Origin of the sequence: uncultured Ruminococcus sp., from assembly GCA_902785355.1 — a bacterium.
Classification (GTDB): Bacteria; Bacillota; Clostridia; order Oscillospirales; family Acutalibacteraceae; genus Ruminococcoides.
On sequence record CACZYF010000038.1, the window covers coordinates 20,483 to 31,636 of the forward strand.

At 48.7% G+C, this 11,154-nt stretch carries 10 protein-coding genes, 1 tRNA gene and 1 rRNA gene; 6 read left to right on the top strand and 6 right to left on the bottom strand.

Annotation, left to right across the window (positions count from 1 at the left end; all coding sequences use genetic code 11):
* Window positions 1–368: 368 nt before the first annotated feature.
* Window positions 369–444: transfer RNA gene (locus R2I50_RS08615), tRNA-Thr, on the bottom strand.
* A gap of 276 nt (window positions 445–720) precedes the next feature.
* On the opposite strand from R2I50_RS08615, the gene lepA reads away from it, so the two are divergent.
* The 4 genes from lepA (at window position 721) to nth (ending at window position 4,994) form a co-directional block, all read left to right on the top strand.
* Window positions 721–2,532, top strand: a complete 1,812-nt coding sequence (gene lepA, locus R2I50_RS08620) for a translation elongation factor 4 (protein WP_316608748.1) — start codon at window positions 721–723, stop codon at window positions 2,530–2,532.
* Between the two features lie 138 nt (window positions 2,533–2,670).
* Window positions 2,671–3,519: a hemolysin family protein gene (locus R2I50_RS08625; protein ID WP_316608749.1), complete on the top strand. Its 849-nt coding sequence runs from the start codon at window positions 2,671–2,673 to the stop codon at window positions 3,517–3,519.
* Window positions 3,520–3,629: 110 nt separating this feature from the next.
* A complete protein-coding gene (locus tag R2I50_RS08630) occupies window positions 3,630–4,145 on the top strand; it encodes a hypothetical protein (protein WP_316608750.1) in 516 nt (171 codons plus the stop codon).
* Window positions 4,146–4,364: 219 nt separating this feature from the next.
* Window positions 4,365–4,994 carry an endonuclease III gene (gene nth / locus R2I50_RS08635; protein WP_316608751.1) on the top strand — a complete coding sequence of 210 codons (630 nt, stop codon included), beginning with the start codon at window positions 4,365–4,367 and terminating at the stop codon, window positions 4,992–4,994.
* Between the two features lie 48 nt (window positions 4,995–5,042).
* On the opposite strand, the gene R2I50_RS08640 is transcribed toward nth, so the two are convergent.
* A complete protein-coding gene (locus tag R2I50_RS08640) occupies window positions 5,043–5,765 on the bottom strand; it encodes a tRNA threonylcarbamoyladenosine dehydratase (RefSeq protein WP_316608752.1) in 723 nt (240 codons plus the stop codon).
* Window positions 5,755–6,816: a [FeFe] hydrogenase H-cluster radical SAM maturase HydE gene (hydE, locus tag R2I50_RS08645; RefSeq protein ID WP_316608753.1), complete on the bottom strand. Its 1,062-nt coding sequence runs from the start codon at window positions 6,814–6,816 to the stop codon at window positions 5,755–5,757. Before hydE ends, R2I50_RS08640 begins: the two co-directional genes overlap by 11 nt.
* A 259-nt stretch (window positions 6,817–7,075) precedes the next feature.
* Between hydE and R2I50_RS08650 the strand changes: the two genes are divergently transcribed.
* A complete protein-coding gene (locus R2I50_RS08650) occupies window positions 7,076–8,107 on the top strand; it encodes a dockerin type I repeat-containing protein (RefSeq protein WP_316608754.1) in 1,032 nt (343 codons plus the stop codon).
* A 106-nt stretch (window positions 8,108–8,213) separates the two neighbouring features.
* Here the strand turns inward: R2I50_RS08650 and R2I50_RS08655 are convergent, their stop codons facing one another.
* Window positions 8,214–9,380, bottom strand: coding sequence for a DUF262 domain-containing protein (locus tag R2I50_RS08655; protein WP_316608755.1), 1,167 nt, complete (start codon window positions 9,378–9,380; stop codon window positions 8,214–8,216).
* A gap of 7 nt (window positions 9,381–9,387) precedes the next feature.
* Complete coding sequence (locus tag R2I50_RS08660; RefSeq protein ID WP_316608756.1) at window positions 9,388–10,533, bottom strand: adenine-specific methyltransferase EcoRI family protein; 1,146 nt, start codon at window positions 10,531–10,533, stop codon at window positions 9,388–9,390.
* Between the two features lie 151 nt (window positions 10,534–10,684).
* Between R2I50_RS08660 and R2I50_RS08665 the strand changes: the two genes are divergently transcribed.
* Complete coding sequence (locus R2I50_RS08665) at window positions 10,685–10,909, top strand: hypothetical protein (protein ID WP_316608757.1); 225 nt, start codon at window positions 10,685–10,687, stop codon at window positions 10,907–10,909.
* 148 nt (window positions 10,910–11,057) lie between these two features.
* Here R2I50_RS08665 and R2I50_RS08670 read toward each other — a convergent pair.
* Window positions 11,058–11,154: ribosomal RNA gene (locus R2I50_RS08670) — 23S ribosomal RNA — on the bottom strand; the annotation flags it as partial.

The window sequence follows — 11,154 nt, forward strand, 5'->3', positions numbered from 1 at the left end:
CTTTATACTAATCCTTGATAAAAAGATTTAATCAGATATTAGTGATATATTTCGGATAGCGCGACGGGAGACGCAGACAGGCTGGCGCCTGTCAAGGAACCCAACAAAGCTATACGAAATATAGCGCAATAGATGATAAAGGTTTTTACTAAGGATTAGTATAACAATGGACAGGCGAAAATATGCCCGTCAAAACCACGGTTCGGATTATTGCAGTCACCCTAGGCAAATCCGGTTGGTTTGCCTGTCCTCGCGTCGCGACTCCTCCTCTCCCCACGAAGATTTCATCTTCGCGGAGTCCCCTTGATCGTCAAATCTGTTCCTACAACATATAAAAAACGGACTCCCCTGTGGAAGTCCGTTTTTCATGGAGCTGATGACCAGATTTGAACTGGTGACCTCATCCTTACCAAGGATGCGCTCTACCTTCTGAGCTACACCAGCACTCCAACTGTATCGTTATCCGAAACAGCTTTATTATCATAACATAAGTTTGTGAAAATTTCAATACCTATTTTCAAGATTTTTTAAGAAAAACAAAAATTCCCTCTTTCCGGTCGTAAATTTACGGAGATTCTGTCGGTTGTCTTGCCAAGAACAGGGTTTTATGCTATGATATAGATTGGTATGTTGTATGATCGGAAAATATGTGATATAGTTATAGAACGCACCAAAAGCCGTCATCAAACAACCATTTTACCATGATATTAGGTGATACATATGTCATTTGAACAAGATAAGATCCGCAACTTCTCCATCGTCGCGCATATCGACCACGGTAAGTCCACCCTTGCCGACCGTATCCTCGAGCAGACCCAGTCTGTTGCGGTACGCGATATGGAGGATCAGCTGCTGGACGATATGGAGCTCGAGCGCGAACGCGGCATCACCATCAAGAGCCATGCCGTCACCCTTGAGTACAACGCCGACGACGGCGAGACCTACCGCTTCAACCTGATCGACACCCCCGGTCACGTCGACTTCAACTATGAGGTCAGCCGTTCTCTCGCGGCATGCGAGGGCGCGATCCTGGTCGTTGACGCGTCACAGGGTATCGAGGCGCAGACCCTCGCCAACACCTACCTCGCCGTGGACGCGGGGCTGGAGATCGTGCCGGTCATCAACAAGATCGACCTGCCCTCCGCCGATCCCGATCGCGTAAAGACCGAGATTGAGGACGTTATCGGCATTCCCGCCGAGGACGCTCCATGTGTATCCGCCAAGGCGGGCATCAATATTCATGCTGTGCTCGAGAAGATCGTCAGCGACGTCCCCGCTCCCGAGGGCGATATCAACGCGCCGCTGAGAGCGATGATCTTCGACTCCATCTACGATTCCTACAAGGGCGTCATCATCTATGTGCGCCTTAAGGAAGGTCAGATCCATGTCGGCGACGAGTTCCGCCTCATGGCGACCGGCTCGACCTTCAACGTTGTGGAGTGCGGCTATATGCGCGCGACCTCGATGGAGCCCCGCGAGGGACTGTACGCCGGTGAGGTCGGCTACATCACCGCCTCCATCAAGAGCCTGCAGGACGCTCAGGTAGGCGACACCGTTACCCTGACCAAAAACCCCGCCGAGATGCCGCTGCCCGGCTACCGCGCGGTACAAAGCATGGTTTTCTGCGGTATCTATCCCGTTGACGGCGCCCGCTACGGCGATCTTCGCGACGCGCTGGATAAGCTCAAGCTGAACGACGCCTCGCTCTCCTACGAGCCCGAGACCTCCGTCGCACTGGGCTTCGGCTTCCGCTGCGGCTTCCTCGGACTGCTCCACATGGAGATCATACAAGAACGCTTGGAGCGGGAGTACAATCTCGACCTGATCACCACCGCCCCCTCCGTCAACTATCGCATCACCCTCAGCGACGGCACGGTGGAGATGATCTCTAACCCCACCAACTATCCCGACCCCGGCATCATCGCCTTGGCAGAGGAACCGATCACCGACGCGCATATCTACTCCCCCGCCGATTACGTCGGCAATATCATGGAGCTGTGTCAGGATCGCCGCGGCGTATTCATCGGCATGGATTACATCGACTCCGACCGCGTCGACATCCACTATGAGCTGCCGCTGTCCGAGATCATCTACGACTTTTTCGATACGTTGAAATCCCGTACCCGCGGGTACGCGTCCTTCGACTACGAGTTCAAGGAGTACCGCGAGAGTAAGCTCGTCAAGCTCGACATCATGCTCAACGGCGAGGTCGTGGACGCGCTCTCGTTCATCATCCACGCCGACAAAGCGTACCCCAGAGCCAGAAAAATGGCGGAAAAGCTCAAGGAGAATATCCCGCGCCAGCTCTTTGAGGTACCGATCCAAGCCTGCATCGGCGGTAAGATCATCGCCCGCGAGACCGTCAAGGCGATGCGTAAGGACGTCCTCGCCAAGTGCTACGGCGGCGACATCACCCGTAAGAAGAAGCTGCTCGAGAAGCAGAAGGAAGGCAAGAAGCGCATGCGCCAGCTCGGATCCGTAGAGGTTCCGCAGGAGGCGTTCATGGCGGTGCTGAAATTAGATACAGATTGATAATCAGTTATGAGTGAGGAGCGATAAGCGAGAAGTGAGAAGAAAAGAGTTAACAAGCGACTGGATTTCGTTATCTTTCCTTTCTCCGATCTCGATCACAATTCCTAACTCCCAACTAAACTACCGGAGGTATGACTTATGCCTGACGACTTATCAGGTGCGAAAAAAGAGAAAAGCTTTATTGAACGATTATTCGGTTCAAAGGATAATGATACCAAGCAGGCTCAGACAGAGGAAGAGATCCTCTCCCTCGTTGAAGAGGGCCAGGAAAAGGGACTGATCGAGGACGATACCAAGGATATCATCGAGAATGTCTTTGACTTCGATGACACGGTCGCTTATGAGATCATGACCCACCGCCGCGATATGACCTCGCTTGAGGATACCGACGATCTTGAGACCGTCGTCGACGTCGCGATCCGCTCGGGTCACTCGCGCATCCCCGTATGGCGCGACGATATCGACAACATCATCGGCATCCTCTACGTCAAGGATCTGCTGAAATTTGTCGGCAAGCCCGCTCCCGCGGGCTTCAGGCTCAGCGCCGTGCTGCGTCCCGCGCTCTTTGTCCCGCGTACCAAGGACTGCCGCTCGCTGTTCTCGTTCATGAAGAAGAACAAGACTCAGATCGCCGTTGTCGTCGATGAATACGGCGGTACCGAGGGTATCATCACCCTCGAGGACCTGATTGAGGATATCCTCGGCAATATCCAGGACGAGTATGATAACGAGGAGGATGAGATCCGCCGACTCTCCGACGGTAAATTCACCGTCGACGGAAGCACCTCGATCGAAGACGTAGAGGAACTGATCGGCACCGAGCTCAGCGACGATGACAGCGAGACCATCGCCGGCTTCATCCTCAGCAATCTCGGACGGATCCCCGCCGCAGGTGAGCATCCGTCGGTTGAAACAGAGGGTCTGCGCTTCACTGCGGCACAGACCGACGGCAGGCGCATTACCGAGGTTTTGATCGAACGTTTGTAGCTGTATCAAATGTTCATAAAAAATTTGTTGCTTTTTCAACATTATTTGATATAATATAGTTTGTTCAGGGAGTTTTTCCTTTTACACAATAATACTACGGAGGAATTATCATGAAACGATTATTCGCCATCATTCTTGCCGCGGCTATGCTCGCTGCTGTGCTGTGCGCATGCGGAAAGAAACAAGATACAACCGGCGGCACCGTTACCACCACTGTCAACGCCAAGTATGACGATGGCTACGCCAAGCAGTATGCCGACTCCACCAAAAAAGATGATAGCGGCAACACCGTCTATGAGTTCAGCGGTGAGAAGTATGATACCTATAAGTCGAGCCACAACAACACACTCTCCAAGAATATCCAGCAGGAGATCGCCAAGAAGCACGAGAAAAACTACGGCGAGTACGTCTATATCAATGAAGAGAAGAAGGCTGTTATCGTCGGCATCCACGAGAAGGAATATGATGAGAAGATCGCGAAGGAAGAAGCAGCTATTGCTTCGGAGTACGGCTTCCGTTACTTCCAGAATCTGCAGACCCCCGTTGATACCATCAATGTTATTTACTGCAACGCCAATAATCAGGATGAGGTCTACGGCTCCTTTGCCTTCACCGCCAACAAATAAACTTATACTAATCCTTGATAAAAACCTTTATCATCTATTGCGCTATATTTCGTATAGCTTTGTTGGGCTCCTTGACAGGCGCCAGCCTGTCTGCGTCTCCCGTTCGCGCTATCCGAAATATATCACTAATATCTGATTAAATCTTTTTATCAAGGATTAGTATTAATCAAAAAGGGACTGCGTTATTCACAGTCCCTTTTCTCATCAGAGGTTCAGAATATGACAAAGAAACAGATCGCTCTGCTCGCGGTCGAAGCGCTGAAGGCGGAATATCCCGACTCGATCTGCTCGCTCAGTTACACCGATCCACTGCAATGCCTTGTTGCAACGCGGCTGTCCGCTCAGTGTACCGACGCTCGGGTCAACATGGTCACGCCTGCCCTTTTTGAGCGCTATACCTGCGCGGCAGACTTTGCCGAAAGCACCCCCGAGGAGGTCGCCGGGTACATCAAGTCCTGCGGACTGTATAAGACCAAATCCAAGGATATTGTCGCGATGGCGCGCGTGCTGTGCGACCGATATGACGGCAAGGTACCCGCCACCCTCGACGAGCTGATCGCCCTGCCAGGCATCGGACGAAAGACCGCCAACCTCGTGATGGGCGATATCTTTCATATGCCCGGCGCGGTCGTAGTCGACACCCACTGTATCCGCATCACCCGACGGCTGGGTCTGCATGATGAAACCGACCAGAAGAAGATCGAGCTGATCCTACGCCGGCTTCTGCCGTCGAACGAGAGCAACGACTTCTGTCACCGTCTGGTATTGCACGGCAGAGCCGTCTGCACCGCTCGCAAGGCGGACTGCGAAAGCTGCTGTATGCAGGAATTCTGCCGCAAAAAGCCGTAATAAATAATGTCACCCCCGCAAGTATTGTACCTGTGGGGGTGTAATGCGTTATCCTGTTTTACCAATCAGATCCTTGATAACCTCGCCCGCGAGGATCAGTCCCGCCACCGACGGTACAAAGGCGACCGAGCCGGGGGTCATGCGCTTCTGATGAACGCCGGGCTCCTCCTCACCGGCAAGCGGCGTCATCGCTTCCTCGCGGGAGTAAACGACCTTCAGCTTCTTGATGCCGCGCTTTCTCAGCTCGCGGCGCATCACCCGCGCCAGCGGACAGACAGAGGTCGCGTAGATATCCGCCACCTCAAAGGCGGTCGGGTCGAGCTTATTTCCCGCGCCCATCGAGGCGATCAGCGGCGTACCCGCCTGCTGTGCCTGTACTGCCAGCGCGATCTTCCCCGATACGGTATCGATCGCGTCGATGATGTAGTCGTACTGCGTAAAGTCGAAGTCGTCCGCCGTTTCGGGCGTATAGAACGTCCGGTAGGTCTGAACCTTACAAGCGGGGTTGATATCGGCGACCCTCTCCGCCGCGACCTCGACCTTGGGCTTGCCGACCGTTGAGTGCAGGGCGATGATCTGGCGATTGATGTTCGTCAGACTTACGGTATCGTCATCGATCAGATCGAGCGCGCCGACGCCCGAGCGCGCAAGCGCCTCTACCGCGTAGCCGCCGACGCCGCCGACGCCGAACACCGCCACACGCGCTATTTTCAACTTTTCTATTCCCTCTGCACCGAGCAGCAGCTCTGTGCGCGAAAACTCATGTATCATCCTTCACTCCTGTTTCGTCACGCCTGACGTCGCCTCTGTCGGTTACGGCACGGTAACCCGCGCTCTCGATACGCATCTCCAAACAACGGCGGCACTGCGCGCTTTCCTCTCCCGTGCAGATCTTATTGTCATAGATCGCATACTTCTCACGAACTCCGGTCGGCGAGAGGTTCGGCATCACGACATTACCGCCCGACTGTAAGCCGAGTTCCCTGCCGTGCGGGTCGATCGTCCCCAGCGCCGTGGTTGACGGCAAGAGCGCATAGGGGAACATCAGCCGCAAAATACTCAGCATCCGCAGCGTCAATTCGACAGAACCGTTCTTTTCATTCTTAAACGGCGTATCCCGGTGCGTGATATACGGCCCGATCCCGATCATATCCGGCTGTAATTTCTGCAAAAATCGCAGATCCGCGATCAGGTTATCCGTCGTCTGATACGGCGAGCCGACCATAAAGCCCGAACCCACCTGATACCCGATCTCCTTGAGATCGCGCAGGCAGCGCTTGCGATTCTCGCCGCTCATATCCGCCGGATGGAGCTGTCCGTAATGTATGAGATCGGCTGTCTCATGGCGCAGCAGATAGCGATTCGCCCCCGCTTCAAAGTATCGCTCGTAGCTTTCGCGCGGCTTCTCGCCGATCGACAGCGTGATTGCGCAGTCGGGATATCGTGCGCGTATTTCCCGGACAATATCACAGATCATATCGTCCGTATAGTAGGGATCCTCCCCGCCCTGAAGGACAAAGGTTCGATACCCGAGCGCGTAGCCCTCGGCGCAGCAGGCAAGGATCTCGTCCTTACTCAGCCGATACCGTTCCGCGTTTCTGTTACCCGCCCGCAGTCCGCAGTACAGGCAGTTATTCTTACAATAACTTGTGAATTCGATCAGCCCGCGTAGGAACACCGCGTCGCCGTAACGCTCGCGCCGTACCTCGTCAGCCGCCTGCCGCAACGCCTCATCGTGAGCGCCGCTCTCGATCAGCTCTTTGAGCTCGCTGTCGCTGAGATCGCGTTCACGTCTTAATTTTTCAACCAGTTTGTCTGTCATAGCGCACCTGTTATCCTAAATGAGAATCTATCTATCATTGTACCTCATTTCCCGATAATGTCAATATTACCTACCGAAATGATTTGTTGAAAGACGTTTTCTTTCGTCGAATATATCAATTTTGCTATTGTTCATTTATGCAATATTACAGAAATTTAATGTTTTTATCAAAATTTAACGATTTTGTGAGCGGAAAAGTCTTGTATTCTGTATTTATCTTATGCTATAATATGATTACTAATCTATAGGAGGATTTCTCATGAAAAAATTTCTTAGCATTTTGCTTGCTGTCGTGCTGGTAGCTTCTGTCAGCGCGGTTTCTTTCGGCGCGATCACCTATAATCACGCGGACGGTATCTCCTACTCTGTCAGCGCAGATACTCCTACCTGCGAAGAGGCGATCGAAGCCTGCGGCGGTAAGGTTGGCGAAGACACCCAGACCGTTTACTTCCAGCTTCCCGCTGACGATCCCGAACACGATGACAGAACTTGGACAAACGAGAACAGCGTTCTGCCCGGCAGCGACCACGTTGAGGTCTGCGTTTACTGGTGGGGCAAGGGCGTCGGCACTACCTGGCCGGACGACCTGACCGACGGTAAGGATGTTGCCCAGGTATGGGTCGGCTACAGAGCGACTCTGGTCGATCCCGCTAACCGTATCTACAGAGCAGTCGTCCCGAACGACGGCGGTTCCGCTTGTATCGTATGGAACAACGGCGTTAATGCCGGTATGGATGAGACCGCTCCGATCTTCAAGTGCGGTCGTCAGCTTCAGGATATCAACATTGAAGGCGGCGAGGAAGGCGACGATTTCTGCTATGACAACCTGCCCGAGGGTACTCCCAACGAAGATGACTGCGACGGCTGTATTACTGTCGCTAACTGGAGCAGAAGCACTCCTAACAATCTGACCCATATCCCCAGCTACGGCGCTGACTGGTACATTTACTACGGCAACGGCTGCTACGGCAAGTACAACACCGACAGCGATAACTTCGAGTCCGTTCAGCACAACTGCTGCAATCCCGAGCATCATCATTGCGATGTCAACCTCGACGAGACCGTTGACGCTACCGACGTTGTTGCTATGCAGAGAGATATTGTAGAGCTGCAGGCTCTGTCTGAGGAAGGCGCTAAGTTTACCGACGTTGACGGCGACGGCGAGTTCTCCATCATGGACGCTACCCGTATCCAGCGTTTCCTGGCTGAGATGTGCAACATCGACGGCTCCAAGGCATATGAGGCCGCGAAGAACGCTTACCTCGACTATGCTAGTGCTCAGCCCGAATAATTGATATTTCCCCCTTATAAAAAACCGGCGCCCTCCACCGCGGAGGGCGCTGTTTTTGTAAATTACACTGGGGCGGGTTCATAAAACCGCCCCATGATTCTTACTTTTATCTATTTCCCTTTGCCCGATTATGTGCTTTACATAGCATCTGGCAATTTGATATTTCTGTTGCACCTCCACGACTCCAAGCTGTTACATGGTCTGCATCCATTTCATTGAGTTTATAAATACGTTTTGAATTGTTCCCATGTCCGATCGCACAGAAAGGACAATTAGACGTATTATCTGCTTCTGCACGTTTTGTTTGTTGTTGATATACAGTACGTTTTGTCTTATCGTCAAATACTCGTATATTCAACAAAACGGTATCCCGTTCTCCACCGAGAATAAACTCAAATATACCTTTTTTATCTGTAACCTGCGAATCTTCTAATAAAATGTCTACTCGCTTAGTCACTTCGTCCTTATCATATGCTTGTAAATGGTATGTTCGGTACAGTCTGCCCCAGTCGCGCCCGCATACTTCATTCCCGGTATAGTCAAATATCGAATCAATCCAGTCTATTACTGTATTAAAATGGTTTTTCAGCTCATTTATATCATTATCATATCGATGTAACGACATGTATTCTTCAATGTTATCATCACTAACCCAAGCAAGCGCTGTTTCAAGAATAGCCTGTCGTTTAGGATCTCCCTTTATATAGGTTCTCCAGCGGTTCATATTAGCATTAGAAGTATTTGAGAACACAGCGCGAGCTTTTGAAACAAAAGGACCGTGATAAGAAGCGTTTCGTAACTCTTGCTTAACAAGCGGCACACCGGCAATATTTATGGTTTCAAACCATTCCTGTATCTCAGATGGCTCACCCTCACAAACATAAATAGTAAGCGGTGCTTTCTCGATTCTTTCTCTGTCATCCGGATCAAGGCTGTCAATGTGGCGAACTTTTCCTTTCCATTCTACGGAAAACGTCCATGATTTTTTTACATATCTTGCAAATGATGTGATACGCTGTTGACCATCAAGTACCTCATACATCCCATCCGAATTTTTAACAAAATATATTAATCCAAGAGGATAGCCTTTTAACAGTGATTCGATTACAGCGACATCGCGCTTTCCATCACCGTAAATATAATTACGCTGATATTCCGGTTGAATGATCAGCTTTCCACCAAGACCGAATAAACCTTTGTTTTCATTCTGATCATAGATAAAACCTTTACAAATATCTGCTACTGTCCACTCTGTATGTAATGTTGTTTTCATTCGTATATTACCCTTTCTTTAGGCGAATTAGAATTCTCTGGTAAACTTTTTTTCCTTGAATAACACCCGAAGCATTTAAATCATAAGTTCCTTCTTTTCCAAATAATTCATAATATCTCTCTTTGCATTCCTGTGTAGTATATTTTTTTGTTTTCATTTGATAAAGGTCTTCATTTTCACACATACCAACTATCTCAAATTGTTCTGGATTATACTTGTCCATAAATGTGATTGGAACACCCATAACTCCCTTATAATCAGATGGAATACATTCTGTAAATGGTACTTCTATTGCATCATAATTATCATAACAGGGGTATTCTATTTTACCATATTCTCCTTCAAATTTTTTCCTTAGTTTTTTATTATACTTTAAATTGTGTTCTAAAGTATCCATCTCAAAATCTATGTGACGTTTACCTAAATCAATATTCGTAAACCACATAACGCCTGATACTCTTATAAATCCATCTTTATGCTGTCCTGCCGTCGCGTAATCTTCATACGTAGGAGCACTAAAGTATCCAACATTACTTTTAAATCCTTGCCCTAACCACATCTGATTATTTTTTAACAAAGGAAATACTTCCTTGTATGTAATTGCATTTTGATTAGCTACAATAATGAACTTTTTATTTCCTTCAATTATCCAAGACAAAAACTCTCTGAAGAGTGAAAATGGAGGATTTGTAATTATGATATCAGCTTCATCGCGCAACTTGCTGACTTCATCTGAGCGAAAATCGCCATCGCCCTTTAGATAACCGGAAAAGATTATATCATCCGTATCAATATTTCCGGAATGATCTTTATCTCTGGTAAGTGTGAAAAGCTTACCGTGAGTATCATGTAATTCTTTATCATAAAATGGAGATTCCATCTCAAATAAAGTCAATTGCAAATTTCCTACACCCTTAGCATAAGAAGTGGATATCAATTTTTTCAAACCGAAACGGTCAAAATTGTTAGCAAAATACTTTGTAAAGTTTGACCACTCAGGATCATCACAAGGTAAAAGAATAACTTTATCTCTGAATACATCAGGATTAAACTCAACATAAGCATTCATTTCAGCTTCAATATCACCATACTGTGTGTAGAATTCATCCTTTTTTGCATTTTTTGCTAAACTTAAATTTGAATTACCTGCCATAAACAACTACCAACCCTTTTGTAGATAATATACTAAAAATATAACATAATACGAGTCAAATTGCAAGATAATACAAAGTTTTAGCAAATTTGAAAAAAAACATTTACAGCAGACAATCTTTCAGATATAATCAATAATAGGAGGTGAACATATGTACGAAAACAAAAAAATCAGTCAAGAAATCCTACAGGCATCCTATGAAGGCACTGATGTCTTCAAAAATTCAAGCTTCAGCGAAACTGATTTAAAAATTCATGCTAAATATCTACTTCAACAAGGCTACATTTCAGATTTTTACACCGATATTCTCGGCAATTTCTACGTGGGCGACTTAACAGCAGCAGGATTGAATTACCTAAAAGAATTAAATGAATAAGCAAAACAACAGCGCAGTCGATCGACTGCGCCGTTATTTTTATGGCAACTTAATTAATTATCAAGTTTAGGGCAAACACCCTGAAAACTGAACAAAGTGAGGTGAAGCGGACGAAGAGAGAGCTAAGATGGGATGACCAAAGAATAATGTGGTCAAGCCCTCGACCTATTAGTACTGCCAAGCTAAACATGTCACCATGCGTACACACGCAGCCTATCAACCTCGTAGTCTACAAGGGGTCTTAC